General features: G+C 49.9%; 14 protein-coding genes and 4 tRNA genes. 17 read left to right on the forward strand and 1 reads right to left on the reverse strand.

Translation table 11 applies throughout. The features are described 5' to 3' along the window. The first annotated feature begins 1,168 nt into the window (after window positions 1-1,168). The 9 genes from pnpS (at window position 1,169) to QW71_RS24120 (ending at window position 11,447) form a co-directional block, all read left to right on the forward strand. Window positions 1,169-2,962: a two-component system histidine kinase PnpS gene (gene pnpS, locus QW71_RS24080; protein WP_039304974.1), complete on the forward strand. Its 1,794-nt coding sequence runs from the start codon at window positions 1,169-1,171 to the stop codon at window positions 2,960-2,962. Window positions 2,963-3,156: 194 nt separating this feature from the next. Beyond that, window positions 3,157-3,885 carry a response regulator transcription factor gene (locus tag QW71_RS24085; protein ID WP_039304977.1) on the forward strand — a complete coding sequence of 243 codons (729 nt, stop codon included), beginning with the start codon at window positions 3,157-3,159 and terminating at the stop codon, window positions 3,883-3,885. Window positions 3,886-4,024: 139 nt separating this feature from the next. Next, window positions 4,025-4,780: a phosphate ABC transporter ATP-binding protein PstB gene (pstB, locus tag QW71_RS24090; RefSeq protein WP_039304980.1), complete on the forward strand. Its 756-nt coding sequence runs from the start codon at window positions 4,025-4,027 to the stop codon at window positions 4,778-4,780. A 122-nt stretch (window positions 4,781-4,902) separates the two neighbouring features. Continuing rightward, on the forward strand, window positions 4,903-5,562 hold the full coding sequence (gene phoU, locus QW71_RS24095; RefSeq protein ID WP_039304983.1) for a phosphate signaling complex protein PhoU: 660 nt from the start codon (window positions 4,903-4,905) through the stop codon (window positions 5,560-5,562). Window positions 5,563-5,798: 236 nt separating this feature from the next. Beyond that, window positions 5,799-8,471, forward strand: coding sequence for a DNA polymerase I (polA, locus tag QW71_RS24100; protein WP_039304995.1), 2,673 nt, complete (start codon window positions 5,799-5,801; stop codon window positions 8,469-8,471). Window positions 8,472-8,522: 51 nt separating this feature from the next. Continuing rightward, the gene (mutM, locus tag QW71_RS24105) at window positions 8,523-9,365 is read left to right on the forward strand and encodes a DNA-formamidopyrimidine glycosylase (protein WP_039304998.1); all 843 of its coding nucleotides are present in this window, start codon (window positions 8,523-8,525) and stop codon (window positions 9,363-9,365) included. 184 nt (window positions 9,366-9,549) lie between these two features. Continuing rightward, complete coding sequence (locus QW71_RS24110) at window positions 9,550-10,278, forward strand: manganese efflux pump (protein ID WP_039305001.1); 729 nt, start codon at window positions 9,550-9,552, stop codon at window positions 10,276-10,278. 9 nt (window positions 10,279-10,287) lie between these two features. Beyond that, window positions 10,288-10,884, forward strand: coding sequence for a dephospho-CoA kinase (gene coaE / locus QW71_RS24115; protein ID WP_039305008.1), 597 nt, complete (start codon window positions 10,288-10,290; stop codon window positions 10,882-10,884). Further along, window positions 10,884-11,447, forward strand: a complete 564-nt coding sequence (locus QW71_RS24120; protein WP_039305239.1) for a lytic transglycosylase domain-containing protein — start codon at window positions 10,884-10,886, stop codon at window positions 11,445-11,447. Before coaE ends, QW71_RS24120 begins: the two co-directional genes overlap by 1 nt. Window positions 11,448-11,546: 99 nt before the next feature. On the opposite strand, the gene QW71_RS24125 is transcribed toward QW71_RS24120, so the two are convergent. Beyond that, complete coding sequence (locus tag QW71_RS24125) at window positions 11,547-11,765, reverse strand: alpha/beta-type small acid-soluble spore protein (RefSeq protein ID WP_039305013.1); 219 nt, start codon at window positions 11,763-11,765, stop codon at window positions 11,547-11,549. Window positions 11,766-11,929: 164 nt separating this feature from the next. Here QW71_RS24125 and nrdR (QW71_RS24130) point away from each other — a divergent pair, with 164 nt between their 5' ends. The 8 genes from nrdR (QW71_RS24130) to QW71_RS38195 all read left to right on the forward strand — a co-directional run bounded on the left by nrdR (QW71_RS24130) (window position 11,930) and on the right by QW71_RS38195 (window position 16,097). Further along, window positions 11,930-12,406, forward strand: coding sequence for a transcriptional regulator NrdR (nrdR, locus tag QW71_RS24130; protein ID WP_039305242.1), 477 nt, complete (start codon window positions 11,930-11,932; stop codon window positions 12,404-12,406). Between the two features lie 246 nt (window positions 12,407-12,652). Next, window positions 12,653-12,728, forward strand: a tRNA-Ala gene (locus QW71_RS24135). A 6-nt stretch (window positions 12,729-12,734) separates the two neighbouring features. Beyond that, window positions 12,735-12,807: transfer RNA gene (locus tag QW71_RS24140), tRNA-Lys, on the forward strand. 386 nt (window positions 12,808-13,193) lie between these two features. Next, window positions 13,194-13,685 carry a transcriptional regulator NrdR gene (gene nrdR, locus QW71_RS37270; protein ID WP_047013949.1) on the forward strand — a complete coding sequence of 164 codons (492 nt, stop codon included), beginning with the start codon at window positions 13,194-13,196 and terminating at the stop codon, window positions 13,683-13,685. 246 nt (window positions 13,686-13,931) lie between these two features. Then, a tRNA-Ala gene (locus tag QW71_RS24150) sits at window positions 13,932-14,007 on the forward strand. Window positions 14,008-14,013: 6 nt separating this feature from the next. Next, window positions 14,014-14,086 (forward strand) — tRNA-Lys (locus tag QW71_RS24155). Window positions 14,087-14,530: 444 nt separating this feature from the next. Further along, window positions 14,531-15,241, forward strand: a complete 711-nt coding sequence (locus QW71_RS24160) for a hypothetical protein (RefSeq protein ID WP_039305019.1) — start codon at window positions 14,531-14,533, stop codon at window positions 15,239-15,241. Beyond that, a complete protein-coding gene (locus QW71_RS38195; RefSeq protein WP_052770155.1) occupies window positions 15,225-16,097 on the forward strand; it encodes a copper amine oxidase N-terminal domain-containing protein in 873 nt (290 codons plus the stop codon). Before QW71_RS24160 ends, QW71_RS38195 begins: the two co-directional genes overlap by 17 nt. Window positions 16,098-16,236: the final 139 nt, after the last annotated feature.

The following is a 16,236-nucleotide window of genomic DNA, read 5'->3' on the forward strand; positions in this document are numbered from 1 at the left end:
TTTGGCCAAGTCTTGCTATTCAGCCAACTGAATTATGAAATTGACTCTTTGGTACAACAATTTTGGTTTTGGGTCGATATAATGGGAAAAATGTTGTATTTTATGCAGGATTTTATAAAAATCTATCTGATTTGAGCTACAAGAAGCGGTTGCATTAGTATTTGTTGCTGATTAATACCAGTTAAAGGAAGAATATTGGTCCATAGACTATAAAGTGTGTTAAAAGAATCGCTCCTTTTAAATGGTGTGTGGTCCAGCCATTTAAAAGGGGCGATTTCTTGTCTTCTATTATTTTATGGGGGGAGGATTAAGGGTTGGAGGTTGATGGTTGAGGATTGAAGGATTGAAGGGTTGAGGGTTGAGGGTTGAGGGTTGAGGGTTGAGGGTTGAGGGTTGAGGATTGAAGGGATGAAGGGATGAAGGGATGAAGGTTGAAGGTCGAAGGGTTGAGGATTGAAGGATTGAAGGATTGAAGGATTGAAGGATTGAAGGATTGAAGGATTGAAGGATTGAAGGATTGAAGGATGGGGATGAAGGGATGAAGGTTGAAGGTCGAAGGGTTGAGGATTGAAGGATTGAAGGATTGAAGGATTGAAGGATTTAAGGATTGAAGGATTGAAGGATTGAAGGATTGAAGGATTGAAGGATTGAAGGAGTGAAGGATTGAAGGATTGAAGGATTGAAGGTTGAAGGTTGAGGGTTGAGGGTTGAGGGTTGAGGATTGAAGGATTGAAGGATTGAAGGATTGAAGGATTGAAGGATGAAGGTTGAGGGTTAAGGGTTGAGGGTTGAAGGTTGAAGGGTTGAGGGTTGAGGGTTGAGGGGTTGAAGAGTCTACAGGTTTCCCGTAACTTCCCCCTCTTAAACAGCGGAGCGGACGGACTGATTGTGGAGAAGCGATAGCGTTCGCCTTTGTTCACGGATTTTCACCGCTAAGGAGAATAAATAAAATCCGGGAACAACAGCGATCGGAACAACGGTCCGTTTGCGTAGCGTTCACAGCAAGTTCAAACGTTGCTCCTACTCCTAAGCGAAACACACTATGATCTTCAACAGCACAGCCCCCATTTTACACTCCGTTGATAATCGCCGCCGGAACTGGTATTTTGCTGAAAATGGAGGTAGGATGTTCACAAGGACACAATGATAAGGAAGAGGACTACTACTGATGAAACCGTTCCGCGTTCGGCTTACATTCATACTCATGGCCCTGATCGGGATATCCATGACCGGGGCTGGCATTACAATGGCCCAGCTGTTTAAGGACTCACATATTTCCGTACTGGAAGAAAACATGTCCCGGGAAATAAATCTGCTCTCCGGCACGTTTACGTTCAAGGATATGAACAGTCCGGATGCCATGGATTATTATACAGACCAGGCACGGACGATATCCACACTGACAGGATCGCGCATCACCTTCATTACGAGGGAAGGCCGGGTGATTGGCGATTCGGAGCGCAATCCGCTAGAAATGGACAACCACTCCACCCGGGAAGAAGAGCTGCTCGCTGCAAAAGAAGGGATTGGCCGGGCAATCCGCTACAGTGATACGCTGGACCGGGAAATGCTCTATGTAGCTGGTGCGGTAGTTTCTGACCAGGGCTTCGACGGATATATCCGGCTCTCCATGGGACTGGATGCAGTGACGGAAGGACTGAACCGGGCGTGGATGATTATGGCCGGAGGACTCGTGCTGCTGTTTATTGCGGCCACTTTTGTGAGCTATAAGGTAGCCTCCAGCATGACCTCACCGCTAGAGCAGATTACCAGAGTCGCGAGGCGTATCACCGATCTGGATTACGATGCCCGCGTGCCAATGAAGCGCAAGGATGAGATCGGCCAGCTGGCAACAGCGATCAACGCCATGGCGGACAGTCTGCAAGCCCAATTGAAGACCATCCGCGACAACGAGGATCTGCTGCAAAGCGTACTCGATAACATGACCGGCGGGATCGTGATGATTAATGCTGAAGGGGAGATTGCCCTGCTCAACCGTGCGGCAGAGCGGCTTCTTGATGTGAAGAACAGCGAGATGACCGGGCATTCCTACAAAGAGATCAAACATCATTATGAGCTGACCCGGCTGATTGAAGAAGGCGTATCCCGTAATGAACCGGTCCATGAAGAGCGTATTATCTATAATCCGGTGGAGCGGATTGTACGCCTGGACGGTGTGCCGATGATTCAGGACGGTTCCACCCGCGGAATGCTGTTCCTGCTTCAGGAGGTGACGGAAATCCGCCGTCTGGAGAAAATGCGCAGCGAATTCGTCGCGAATGTCTCCCATGAGCTGAAGACACCGGTAGCTGCGGTAAAAGGCTTCGCCGAAACCCTGCTCGGCGGAGGCGTTACGGATGAGAAGACGGCACGTTCGTTCCTGCAGATTATTTATGATGAGAATGAACGGCTCAACCGTCTGATCGGAGATATTCTCGAATTGTCCAAAATCGAATCCAAACGCGTCCAGCTGGACTGCTCGCCGGTTCATTTGATCGAGTTCTTCGATTCTGTGCTGGAAACACTCAGCAAGGTGGCGGAGAAAAAGAAGATCACCCTGAGCTCGGATGTACCTGCGGAGCTGTTTATCGAGGGGGATGAAGACAAGCTGCGCCAGATCTTCATGAATCTGCTCTCGAATGCGATTAACTACACGCAGGACGGGGGAAATGTAAGGGTCACCGTAGTCAACGTTCAAAAGGCAGACGGAACGGAGAGTGTGCGTTTTACCGTGAGCGATACGGGCATGGGGATTCCGCGCAAGGATCTGCCGCGGATCTTCGAGCGCTTCTACCGGGTGGACAAAGCCCGCTCCAGAAGCTCCGGCGGAACCGGCCTGGGCTTGTCCATCGTGAAGCATCTGGTAGAGCTGCACCGAGGATCAATTACGGTAGAGAGCGATCTGGGCATCGGCAGCTCTTTTATCCTGGAATTGCCGCTGCTGCAGGAAGAGAACGAGTAACCTGTACATCTACTTGATTCTGATAGGACATCCGTCTTAAGCCTGTGGATAGGGCGTATGTCCTGATTTGATTGTATGCCGGCAAAGGGGTAATATTAAATTCGTAATTTTACACCAAGTTAACATTGTGGTGCTATGATGTGCATGTGTGCAGTTTTGTAAATTTAATAACCTATGAAAAGACGGGGGAACCTATGGCACAACGATTGCTTGTCATTGAAGACGAACCGACACTGGCCCGGCTGCTGTCTTATAATTTGACACAGGAAGGCTATGAAGTGACGGTGGAGGATCATGGAACGGCAGGATACGACCGTGCGACTAGAGAACCTTTTGATTTAATCGTACTGGATCTTATGCTGCCCGGCATGAACGGCATTGACATTCTGGATAAATTGCGTGGACAGGGCATACGTACACCGGTCATTGTGCTGACGGCAAAGAATGCCGAAGAAGATGTAGTCCGGGGCCTGAAATCCGGGGCCGATGATTACATAACTAAGCCGTTTGGCGTCTCCGAATTACTGGCCCGTGTCAGCGCGGTTCTGCGCCGGATATCCGGCCTTGCCGAGGAAGCCCCGCCGGAAACGGCGGTATCCGCTTCGACCATTATCCTGGGACAGCTGGAAATCTACCCGGAACGTTATGAAGTTTCGCTGGGCGGACAGAGTATTAATCTGCGTCCCAAGGAGTTTGAAGTCCTGCTGTATCTGGCCCGGAAGCCGGGTGTGGTTCTGACGCGTGATGATCTGATGAATGCGGTCTGGGGTTTCGATTATATCGGCGGCCAGCGTACTGTAGATGTTCATGTCAGCTCGCTGCGCAAGAAGCTTGAGCTTGATCCTGAATCCGTGCATATTGATTCCATCCGCGGCGTGGGCTATAAGCTGGTCGTGAACAAGAAGAGAACACCAGTCATTTGATATGGCGGTGTTCTTTTTCTGATACACCTGTCCTGCTGAATTTTGATTTTACACAGCGTTAACAATTCTCTGGAGCTCTATTTACACTGAAAGCTTATCATGGGGAACGAAGATGATGAGAAGGAGACAACAGAAACTAATGAAATCCATCATTGACATAGAGAAACTTGATCTCTACTATGAGTCATTTCACGCGCTGAAGAATGTGGATCTGCAAATTCCGGAGAAACAGGTTACCGCTTTTATCGGTCCTTCCGGCTGCGGAAAGTCCACGCTGCTGCGTACCCTAAACCGAATGAACGACATGATTCCCGGAACGCGTATTGAAGGAACAGTAAACATCGGCGGTAAAAATATTTACAGCGACGAGATTGAAGTGGAAAGTCTGCGCAAGCAGGTAGGGATGGTGTTCCAGCAGCCCAATCCTTTTCCCAAGTCGATTTATGACAATGTTGCTTATGGTCCGCGCCTCCACGGGGTGAAGGGCAAAGCCGAGCTTGATGTCATTGTGGAGCAAAGCCTGCGCCAATCCGCACTCTGGGAGGAAGTGAAGGATTTCCTCAAGAAGTCTGCCCTCAGCTTGTCCGGTGGCCAGCAGCAGCGTCTCTGCATCGCCAGAGCCCTTGCCGTACAGCCGGATATTCTGCTGATGGACGAGGCCACCTCCGCACTTGATCCGGTGTCCACGCTGAAGATTGAGGAGCTGGTACAGGAGCTTCGGGATAAGTATACGATTGTAATGGTCACGCATAATATGCATCAGGCCGCCCGGGTGTCGGGGCGCACCGTATTTTTCCTGAACGGCGTTATCGTGGAGGCTCAGGATACGGAACTGCTGTTCTCGAATCCCAAAGACTCCCGCACTGAAGATTATATATCCGGACGCTTCGGTTGAGCGGCAGAGGAAACCGTTCCCGGAAGGAAATCAGCGGTATAAGCTGAACTTAAGAAGAGGGACGGCGGTTTCTTAAGTTCACTCTATATGACCATATGTTTTTGAGGAGGATCGTTTTCAATATGATTCGCAGAAAAGAATTCGATAAAGATCTGGAAGAGCTGCGCAATCTGCTGGAGCAGATGGGCGAGCATGTTACGGATGCGCTGGAAGGTGCAGTACTCGCTTTGCAGAATCTGGACACCGTGCGGGCACAGGAAATTGTTAAGAACGATTTACGGCTGAATGCGATGGAAGACCGGATTATGGAGATCGGCTCACGGCTGATCATCACCCAGCAGCCGGTAGCCAAGGATCTGCGCCGCATTATTGTAGCCTTCAAAATCTCCAGTGACCTCGAACGTATGGGCGATCTGGCACTGGATGTGGCTAAGGTAACGATGCGGATTCAGGGGCAGCAGCTGATTAAACCGCTTGTGGATATTCCGCGGATGGCCGAGATTGTTACGGTAATGATCTCAGAGGCAATTCAGTCCTATCTGGATGAGAATACGGATCTGGCCTACAAAATGGCCCAGGACGACGACCAGGTCGACGGGCTGTACAGTGCAATGATTAATGAACTGTACACTTACATGGTTCAGAAGCCCGAGTCGGTTAATCAAGCGATGCTGCTTACGCTGGTTGGCCGTTATATTGAGCGTATCGCAGATCATGCGACCAACATTGGCGAGAGCGTAGTTTATCTTGTAACGGGCAAACGTCCGGATCTGAATCAATAAACAATAAAAGCATAAGGCACGACAGCAAGCCTTCATCCCCGGAGGCTTGCCTTTTTTTGTTTTAAAGCGCCGTCTGATTGGAAATCCTGCTTAGGATGCCATAAGCTGCAGACCCGTGTGAATCCGGCGGGCTTCATGAATAGGCTTCACTAAAATCAATCATCCTTATGTTTCAACTTGGTGCGGGGCATATGGTACTATATAAGAAGTAAGCAAGATAAAGGCGAGGTGCTATAGTGGACAAGCTGATACTGATTGATGGAAATAATATCATTTACCGGGCGTTTTTCGCGATGCCGCCGCTGACGAATACAGCAGGACAGCAGACGAATGCGGTGTACGGTTTCACGACGATGCTTCTGCGTTTGATTGAAGAGCATAAGCCGAGTCATATGATTGTGGCCTTTGACGCCGGGAAGATTACCTTCCGGCATGAAGGGTATGAAGACTATAAAGGCGGACGCCAAAAGACTCCGCCGGAATTGTCCGAACAGTTCCCGCTGCTGAAGGAATTGCTGCAGGGATTAGGAGTGCCGCAGTTTGAGATCGGCGGCTATGAAGCCGACGATATTATCGGCACCATCTCCCGCGAGGCGGATGCCGCAGGGCGGGAGGTGATGATTGTGTCCGGGGATAAGGACATGCTGCAGCTGGCGTCCGAGCATACAACCGTCGCGCTGGTCCGTAAGGGCGTTACGGAAGTAGAGCTGTACGGGCCGCAGCAGATCCGGGACAAATATGATCTTACCCCGGAGCAGATCATCGATCTGAAAGGGCTGATGGGCGATGCCAGCGACAATATTCCCGGTGTGCCGGGAGTAGGGGAGAAGACAGCGCTTAAGCTGCTTCAGCAGTTCGGATCGGTAGAAGGTGTACTGGCCGGAACCGGTGAGCTGAAGGGCAAAATGAAGGAAAAGCTGGAGGAGCATGCTGACAGCGCCATCATGAGCAAGAAACTGGCGACGATCTACCGCGAAGTTCCGCTTGCGCATGCCTGGGAGGACATGATCTTCAGCGGTATCAATACGGATACGGCTGGCCCCGCACTCGCTAAGCTCGAATTCAAATCCCTGCTCGAACGCCTGTCGCTGAGCGCCTATTCCCATACGGCCGATGGCAGCAGTTCAGATCCAGCAGCGGTGGAAGCGGCAGCGCTTAATATCACTATTGTGGATGAAGCCGGACTGGCTGACCTGATTGCTGCGCTGCCGGGCATTTCGGCGCTGCATGTGGAGTCGAATGGTGAGAATCCGCACCGTGCGGAGGTTATTGGTCTTGGGCTGTCTTCGCCGGAGCAGCACTACTTCGTGCCGTTTGCCCTGCTGAAGAGCGCCGCCGCTGCGCCGCTCCGGGACTGGCTCGGCGATGACAAAGCGCCGAAGAGCGGGTATGACCTGCACCGTGCCGATCTGGCGCTGCATTGGCAGGGGATTGCTTTTGCCGGAGCTGCTAATGATGTCCAGCTTGCCGCATATCTGCTTGACCCGACGGAAGCGAACCAGAATCTGAATGACCTCACGAGCAAATACGGTCTGCCCCGCTTATCACCGGATGAAGATGTATTCGGCAAAGGGGCCAAATATAGAATACCTGAGCTTGAGATTCTCGGAAACCACGTAGCCCGCAAGAGCGCAACTGTGCTTGGCATCGTGCAGAAGCAGCAGGAGGAGCTGGAAGAGACCGCGATGACCGGACTGTTTCAGGATCTGGAAATGCCGCTCTCGCGGATTCTTGCCGATATGGAGAAGCAGGGCATTGCGGTTAACAAAGATGACCTCATAGAGCTCGGTAAAGAATTCGAAGCACAGATCTCCAGGCTGGTTGGAGAAATCTATTCGATCTGCGGAACCGAGTTCAATCTCAATTCACCGAAGCAGCTGGGGGAAATCCTGTTTGTGAAGCTCGGCCTGCCTGTCGTGAAGAAGACGAAGACCGGGTATTCCACCGATGCCGAGGTGCTGGAGAAGCTGGCTCCTTACCATGACGCAGTGCGCCTGATCCTGCAATACCGTTCCATTGCCAAGCTGCAATCCACCTATGTGGAAGGCCTGCTGAAGGAAATCTCGCCGGAGACCGGCAAGGTCCATACCTTCTACCGACAGACGATTGCCGCAACGGGCCGACTCAGCAGCCAGTTCCCGAACCTGCAGAATATTCCGATCCGGCTGGAGGAAGGCCGCAAGATCCGTAAGGTGTTCGTGCCTTCCGAACCTGGCTGGTCAATTCTGGCGGCGGATTACTCGCAGATTGAGCTACGGGTACTGGCGCATATCTCCGGCGATGAGCGGATGAAGGAAGCTTTTGTAGAAGACATGGATATTCATACCAAGACAGCGATGGATGTATTCGGCGTCACAGCCGATATGGTGGACAGCAATATGCGCCGTTCCGCCAAGGCGGTTAACTTCGGGATTGTGTATGGCATCAGTGATTATGGCCTGTCACAGAACCTGAACATTCCGCGCAAGGAAGCGGCCCAGTTCATTGAGCAGTATTTCGAAGTGTTCAAGGGTGTCCGCCGCTATATGGATGATATCGTGGTCGAGGCCCGCAAGCAGGGGTATGTGACTACCTTGCTGGAGCGCCGCCGCTATTTGCCGGAGATCAATGCGAAGAACTTCAATCTGCGTTCTTTCGCCGAACGTACCGCCATGAATACGCCGATCCAGGGAACGGCTGCCGATATTATCAAGCTGGCAATGGTTCACATGGACAAGGCACTGTACGAGCGCGGGCTGAAGAGCCGCATGCTGCTGCAGGTGCACGATGAGCTTGTGTTCGAGGTGCCGGAAGATGAACTGGAACAGATGAAGCAGTTGCTGCCGGAGGTTATGGCCGGAGCGCTGAAGCTGTCCGTTCCATTGAAGGCAGAGGTAAGTTTTGGCAGTAACTGGTATGAAGCGAAATAGGCTCCCCGCATCCGCTGGATATCCGGTATAATGGAATGGAGGTGAGCCATTATGCCGGAACTGCCGGAAGTCGAAACAGTCAGAAGAACACTTAATGATTTAATTGCAGGCAAGCAGATAGAGCATGTCACCGTCCGGCTGCCGCGGATTATTCAGCGGCCGGATGATATTCAGGCTTTTGCCCATATGCTGGCAGGCCATAGCGTAGTAACGGTTGAGCGCAGAGGCAAGTTCCTGCGGTTCGTCTTCGATGGACTTGTGATGGTCTCCCATCTGCGGATGGAAGGCCGTTACGGGGTGTACCGGGAGGGAGAGCCGCTGGACAAGCATACTCATGTGATTTTCCATTTCACCGACGGTACGGAGCTGCGTTATACCGATGTGCGCCAGTTTGGAACGATGCATTTGTTCCAGCCGGGTGAGGATCTGCTGCTGAAGCCGCTGAACAAGCTGGGACAGGAACCGCTGGATGCAGATTTCACCCTGGAGCGTTTCAAGCAGATTGTCTCGAAGAGAAGCACCAAAATTAAGCCGCTGCTGCTGAATCAGGAATATATCGTCGGTATCGGCAATATTTATGTGGATGAATCCCTGCACCGTGCCGGTATTCATCCGGAAGAAACCGCAAACTCTCTCTCGGAGGACCATCTGGCCAGGCTGCATCATGCGATCGTTGCAACCTTGACAGAGGCGGTGAATGCGGGAGGCTCCTCAGTGAAGTCGTATGTCAACGGCCAGGGGGAAAGCGGGAATTACCAGGATCAGCACCGCATATACGGACGCAAGGATCAGCCTTGCGCTACCTGCGGAACGTTAATTGAGAAAAGTGTTGTCGGCGGCCGGGGCACGCATTATTGTCCGAGCTGCCAGCCTGTACCGGTGCAGATAAGGTAAGCATTCAGCCGGGCTTATGAAGTGGATTTATAGGAAATTCTAAGCGGTGTTGTCCATGCTTCATCAAAAGGCAGGCACTCACTGCCCGTCCCGCCCATATAATGTGTGAAGATTGCTGATTAAGGCGAACGGAACCCGGCTAACAAGGCCGCCAGGTTCCGGTTCTTCACGGGAGGGATTGCGGGTGCTGAGCCCATTGTTGTCACTGCTGCTGCTTGCGTTTGCTCTTAGTTTGGACGGATTTGGTGTAGGCATTACATATGGACTGCGTAAAATGAAAATTCCTTTGCTCTCAATTATGATTATCTCGCTCTGTTCGGGGGTAGTCATTTGTGTGTCTATGCAGGTCGGCGTGCTGCTGGCCAAGGTGGTCTCGCCGCATGCCGCTTCCAGTATCGGAGCGGTTATTCTCGTCTTGATGGGCTGCTGGTCGCTGTTCCAGATGCTGACACAGAAAGAGAAGGGACAGGGGGAAGCTGAGCTGGGAGCCGGAGACGGGCTGCCAGACCGGCAAGCCTTGCTGGAGACGGCTACTGCCGCTGCGATTGAGGAAGAGGCTGAGCCGCTGAAGCCGGCTGTATTCTCGCTGGAGCTCCGGCATCTGGGAGTAGTCATTCAGATCCTCCGCACTCCGTCTTCCGCTGATATGGATGCTTCCGGGAGTATCTCCTCCATGGAAGCCATGGTCCTGGGCATTGCTTTGTCGCTGGATGCCTTTGGTGCCGGTCTCGGCGCTGCGCTGCTCGGGTTCAGCCCGGTGTCAACCTCGCTGATGATCGCTGTGTTCAGCGGAACATTTCTGCTGCTGGGGATGAAGACAGGGCTAAGATTGTCAGGCAGCTACTGGATGAAGCATGCGGCTGTTCTGCCGGCGTTATTATTGATTGCAATGGGTATAATGAAGCTATTATGAGGTGAGTACATGATTATGGGCTTAACCGGAGGGATTGCCTCCGGAAAAAGCACCGTGTCCGCACTGTTTGTCGCCAAGGGAGCTGCTCTGGTGGATGCCGACGTCATCGCCAGAGAGGTTATGCTCCCCGGACATCCGGTGCTGGCCGCTGCTGTACAGGCTTTTGGAGAGACGATTCTGCAGCCGGACGGAACACTGGACCGGGCGAGGCTGGGGGAGATGGTTTTCCGGGATCCGGAAGCACTTCAGACCTTGAACAATCTGACGCATCCGGCGATCCGCACAGAAATTAAGAACTGTATGTATGCGTTAGATCAGGAAGATCCGCAGCGGCTGGTTATTGTGGATATTCCGCTGCTCTATGAATCACAGCTGGACAATTTATTCGATCAGATTATTGTGGTATATGTGCCCCGCAGAGTCCAACTGGCCAGGCTCATGGCGCGGAACGGAATGACGCTGGAACAAGCCGAGAACCGGCTGAAATCGCAGATGGACATCGAACTAAAGCGCAGGAAAGCCGACTATGTGATCGACAACAGCGGTGATCCCGGAGCTACGGAGCGGCAGGTTGCTGGCCTGTGGGACAGGCTGGGCCTCTCATGATGAAGTGGCTGCGCAAAAAAAGAGTACTGCTGCTGCTGTTTATTGGCTTTACAGCGATCCTGTTCCTGGGCACCAATTGGATGTCTTGGTTTTATCCGATACATTATAAAGATGAGATCCGCAAACACAGCCTTACTTATCAGATGGACCCGTTCCTGGTGGCGTCAATTATCCGGGTTGAGACCAATTTCAAGACCGGACGCGAATCCAAAAAGGGTGCACTCGGACTGATGCAGCTGATGCCGGATACCGCCAAGTGGGCGCTGGAAAAGGCCAAGCTTCCCGATGTGTCGCTTGAGCGGCTAAAAGAAGAGCCATCTTCCAATATCGAACTGGGTACCTGGTATTTGTCTACGCTTTCGCGGCAGTTTGACGGCAACCGGACAGCGGTTATAGCCGCCTATAATGCCGGACCCGGCAAAGTACAGAGCTGGCTGGATGAAGGCCGGTGGGACGGAACAGAAGCGTCTGTGAAGGATATCCCGTTCGGCGAGACCCGTCATTATGTACAGCGCGTCATTTATTATTATGACCAATACACGGAGCTCTACAGTGAATTCTGAGGCTCTGCTTTAAATATTGCATTTGTGCCGACATAAAAAGAAGCATCAAACGGCCCGGAGGCCGTTCAATACTTCTTTAGGCAAGCTTATGGAGACAGATTATTTGTATTGACCTGCCAATTGCTGTTCAGCCAGGGTTACAAGACGTTTAGTGATGTAACCACCGATCGAACCGTTTTCGTAAGAAGTTTTATTGCCTTGGTATCCATCTGGGGAGAGGGTGATACCTAGTTCTTGGGCAACTTCGAATTTCAGTTGTTCCAAGGCACCGCGTGAATTTGGAGCTACCAGGTTATTGGAGCTGTTGTTTTGGCTCATTGCTGTTCACCTCCTATCGGTTGGTAACTGTATTATGTGCCGGACTTGCCATATTCATAACAACAAATAAACGGTGATTTCTGGAAATTAACATAAGCCCCGTTTAGCCTGGTTATTCAGGAGCGGGGCATACCCATTCTTACTATGAGGAAGTGATGAAGCTTATGAAATGCCCTTACTGTGATCACACCAATACCAAAGTGCTTGACTCCCGTCCAGCCAATGAGAATAAGTCAATCCGCCGCAGGCGCGAATGCGAACTGTGCAGCCGCCGTTTCACCACCTTTGAAATGATTGAAGAGACCCCGCTGATCGTCATCAAAAAAGACGGCAGCCGCGAAGAGTTCAGCCGTGACAAAATCCTCCGTGGCCTCATCCGCGCCTGTGAGAAGCGTCCCGTTTCTGTAGAGCGTCTGGAAGTCATCGTATCCGAGGTTGAGAAAAGCCTGCGCGGCATCGCCCTGGCCGAGATCGAGAGCCGCCAGATCGGCGAGCTGGTCATGGAGCAGCTCTATCCTGTAGATGAGGTAGCTTACGTTCGCTTCGCGTCCGTGTACCGCCAGTTCAAGGACATCAACATGTTTATGAAGGAACTGAAGGGACTGCTCTCTAAGGGGACTGAGGAGCTGGACGGGCTGTAGGAGGCTTTGTGAAGAGGTAATGTGCCATTCCTGGCATAAAGGGGCTAGCCTTGATATTGTGAGGCTGGCCTCTGTGTGAAGCGCCTCTGCACAGAAATTAATTAATTTTATAAATGTGTTGACACTGATGCTGAATTTCTGTATTATATAGAAGTCGCCTACGAAACATAACAACTTGAAAGCGACTTGAGCGAACCGCTCAAAATGGATTTCAGAATACATAATGTGATTCGAAATCAAGCGTATGGGGAATTAGCTCAGCTGGGAGAGCGCATCGCTGGCAGCGATGAGGTCAGGGGTTCGAGCCCCCTATTCTCCACCATACTACGGACTCTTAGCTCAGTTGGTAGAGCAGTAGACTCTTAATCTATTTGTCCAGGGTTCGAGCCCCTGAGAGTCCATCACAGAAGAAACGGCAGAGATGCCGTTCTTTTTTTTGCGGTTTTTTTTCAAATAAAGGAAGCGAGATTATTAGGATATTTTGCTACTGTGCAAACAAAGAATATTGGTAAGGTGTTACCTTATTATCAATGCAGGGGTATTTAATTTATATTTGCAATTCGGTATGGTTTTTTGAGATCCATTCCATCCAAAAGAACGATTGCTATAGTACTTTATAAATTTTGGTGGAATGAGGGTTACTTTCCTGAAGTAATTTGAAGCTGGAGCATCGGTACAGCATCATGATTAATTTAGCAAAGTGTTTTTACTCCAAACTATAGGAACATTATTTTATTTCATCAATTATATATTTATCACCACAATTATTTTTCCGTAGTGACATTTTATCGCAGGCTATTCATATCATTGCCCTTACTGTGATCACACCAATACCAAAGTGCTTGACTCCCGTCCAGCCAATGAGAATAAGTCAATCCGCCGCAGGCGCGAATGCGAACTGTGCAGCCGCCGTTTCACCACCTTTGAAATGATTGAAGAGACCCCGCTGATCGTCATCAAAAAAGACGGCAGCCGCGAAGAGTTCAGCCGTGACAAAATCCTCCGTGGCCTCATCCGCGCCTGTGAGAAGCGTCCCGTTTCTGTAGAGCGTCTGGAAGTCATCGTATCCGAGGTTGAGAAAAGCCTGCGCGGCATCGCCCTGGCCGAGATCGAGAGCCGCCAGATCGGCGAGCTGGTCATGGAGCAGCTCTATCCTGTAGATGAGGTAGCTTACGTTCGCTTCGCGTCCGTGTACCGCCAGTTCAAGGACATCAACATGTTTATGAAGGAACTGAAGGGACTGCTCTCTAAGGGGACTGAGGAGCTGGACGGGCTGTAGGAGGCTTTGTGAAGAGGTAATGTGCCATTCCTGGCATAAAGGGGCTAGCCTTGATATTGTGAGGCTGGCCTCTGTGTGAAGCGCCTCTGCACAGAAATTAATTAATTTTATAAATGTGTTGACACTGATGCTGAATTTCTGTATTATATAGAAGTCGCCTACGAAACATAACAACTTGAAAGCGACTTGAGCGAACCGCTCAAAATGGATTTCAGAATACATAATGTGATTCGAAATCAAGCGTATGGGGAATTAGCTCAGCTGGGAGAGCGCATCGCTGGCAGCGATGAGGTCAGGGGTTCGAGCCCCCTATTCTCCACCATACTACGGACTCTTAGCTCAGTTGGTAGAGCAGTAGACTCTTAATCTATTTGTCCAGGGTTCGAGCCCCTGAGAGTCCATCACAGAAGAAACGGCAGAGATGCCGTTCTTTTTTTTGCGGTTTTTTTTCAAATAAAGGAAGCGAGATTATTAGGATATTTTGCTACTGTGCAAACAAAGAATATTGGTAAGGTGTTACCTTATTATCAATGCAGGGGTATTTAATTTATATTTGCAATTCGGTATGGTTTTTTGAGATCCATTCCATCCAAAAGAACGATTGCTATAGTACTTTATAAATTTTGGTGGAATGAGGGTTACTTTCCTGAAGTAATTTGAAGCTGGAGCATCGGTACAGCATCATGATTAATTTAGCAAAGTGTTTTTACTCCAAACTATAGGAACATTATTTTATTTCATCAATTATATATTTATCACCACAATTATTTTTCCGTAGTGACATTTTATCGCAGGCTATTCATATCATTGACGGACTAATAATGGTATCCAAGGAGGAAACGTCAATGGTTAATAAACGATTAAAGTCACAGGAACAGAATACAGAGATCTACGGAACGACCACCTATTCTCGAGATACGGGTAAGGGTCAAGCTGTCACACGAATCTTTAGCTTAGTGATTGGTGGTCTGCTGTTAAGCTCCAGTCTGCTGGGAGGGCTGCTTGGGTGTCCAATTGCTTATGCGAACCAGGTAAGCCCTTCGCCAGCCATTGCTGCTTCTGCTACAACTATTACTGAGTCTGATGATGCCTACCTTCTTAATTTAAGAAGAGCCGTTCAGGTACTCAACGAACAGGGGTGGAGCTTGCAAAGGTTAGAAGTTATTGCTAACAGTCTTACTGCTATTGAGCAGCGTCTGTCGGGCAACACGGAATATAACTACATGGACAAGCTGCGAACGGTCATTCTGGACACGGAAAAAGCGATCGTAATTCATGGAGGAGACGGCTTGAGTACCCTGCGGGGTGAAGAAAATACGATCAATGGCCAAATTCAGCGGATTAAACAAAAGATTGGGTTAACCACTACGGTATCAACGGTAAAATTAGCGGCAGTAAATCAAAATACCGCGCAATCCGAGATTACAACGGCAAAGGCAGCGATAGCAAGTAATGAGATTATCGTTATGCTGGATGGGGTCAAGCAGTCGTATTCCGTTGCTCGCTCCTGTAATGTCTGGAGGGACAGTATTGGTCCCAATGCGCGGTATATTTGAAGCCATGGGTTGTAAAATCAATTTTGATGCTGCCGGACAGGTCATTACAGCGGCAAAATGGGATACCTTCATCACACTGGCGTTAGGCGATAGCTACGGGTATGTGAATTTCGCCAAGATTCGGCTGGCGGTCAAAGCGCAGACAATCAAGAATACGACCATGGTTCCCCTGCGTTTTGTAGCAGAAGCCCTTGGAGCAAATGTCAATTATGATAAATCAAGCAATACGGTAACCATAGATAGCCAGAAGGATGTTCAAAAAGTAATTGGCGGAATAACCGTGAAATATGGCGATCATACGTACGGTAGTCAAAATAGCGACGAGTACAATAAGATCATGGCGATTGCCCAGGCAGCCGTAAGTAAATTCGAACAATACGAAATGCCTAAGGAATATGCGGAGTATATTGATGGTGTTCGGTGGTCAGGTGACAAGGCAGATCGCTCGGAACGCAACGTTCAGCTATACTTTGCAGAAGCAGATATTGGCGAATTGGTAAAGTCCGGGGTCAGCAAGGAAAAGATTGAACATGTATATAAAACAATGCTGCTTGCATGGGATTTAGCCGAAGGTAAGAGTAATCCGGGGGATGGATCGCCCAAATCTGCTTATGATAATCTGGTTAGAGGGGTCAGCGACTGTGATTCTGATGCTCAGGTACTGTCACTGGTTTTTGATATTATGGGCTATAATACAATCATTCTCGCTGGAAACAGTCATGCGGATATGTACGTTCAAGTTGGTGATATTTGGTGTAAGACTGTGGCTGGTACATTCACCAAAACGGGACTGCAAGATGTAAGGCCGAGTGATGCCCGGGTCGTTGCGCAGCCTACATTTGGAGAAAAGATTTGAATAAGCAAAAATAGAATTTATTATTTTTAGTGAAAAAGTCAGGGGTATATCCTCTGACTTTTTTTGTTTTTGGGCGAGGGATTTTAAAATTTAACGACAGTTATCCGGAAGCCGGATTATAAACAAGAAGAAATCAAAG

Origin of the sequence: Paenibacillus sp. IHB B 3415 (assembly GCF_000802655.2) — a bacterium.
Taxonomy (GTDB): domain Bacteria; phylum Bacillota; class Bacilli; order Paenibacillales; family Paenibacillaceae; genus Paenibacillus_AQ; species Paenibacillus_AQ phytohabitans.

What these genes read in the sequence shown, in the direction of transcription:
- phoU (WP_039304983.1), top strand. Translation starts at nt 4,903, where the DNA reads ATGATTCGCAGAAAAGAATTCGATAAAGATCTGGAAGAGCTGCGCAAT.
- mutM (WP_039304998.1), top strand. Translation starts at nt 8,523, where the DNA reads ATGCCGGAACTGCCGGAAGTCGAAACAGTCAGAAGAACACTTAATGAT.
- QW71_RS24085 (WP_039304977.1), top strand. Translation starts at nt 3,157, where the DNA reads ATGGCACAACGATTGCTTGTCATTGAAGACGAACCGACACTGGCCCGG.
- QW71_RS38195 (WP_052770155.1), top strand. Translation starts at nt 15,225, where the DNA reads ATGCGCGGTATATTTGAAGCCATGGGTTGTAAAATCAATTTTGATGCT.
- nrdR (WP_039305242.1), top strand. Translation starts at nt 11,930, where the DNA reads ATGAAATGCCCTTACTGTGATCACACCAATACCAAAGTGCTTGACTCC.
- pstB (WP_039304980.1), top strand. Translation starts at nt 4,025, where the DNA reads ATGAAATCCATCATTGACATAGAGAAACTTGATCTCTACTATGAGTCA.
- QW71_RS24125 (WP_039305013.1), bottom strand. Translation starts at nt 11,765, where the DNA reads ATGAGCCAAAACAACAGCTCCAATAACCTGGTAGCTCCAAATTCACGC.
- QW71_RS24120 (WP_039305239.1), top strand. Translation starts at nt 10,884, where the DNA reads ATGAAGTGGCTGCGCAAAAAAAGAGTACTGCTGCTGCTGTTTATTGGC.
- QW71_RS24160 (WP_039305019.1), top strand. Translation starts at nt 14,531, where the DNA reads ATGGTTAATAAACGATTAAAGTCACAGGAACAGAATACAGAGATCTAC.
- pnpS (WP_039304974.1), top strand. Translation starts at nt 1,169, where the DNA reads ATGAAACCGTTCCGCGTTCGGCTTACATTCATACTCATGGCCCTGATC.
- coaE (WP_039305008.1), top strand. Translation starts at nt 10,288, where the DNA reads ATGATTATGGGCTTAACCGGAGGGATTGCCTCCGGAAAAAGCACCGTG.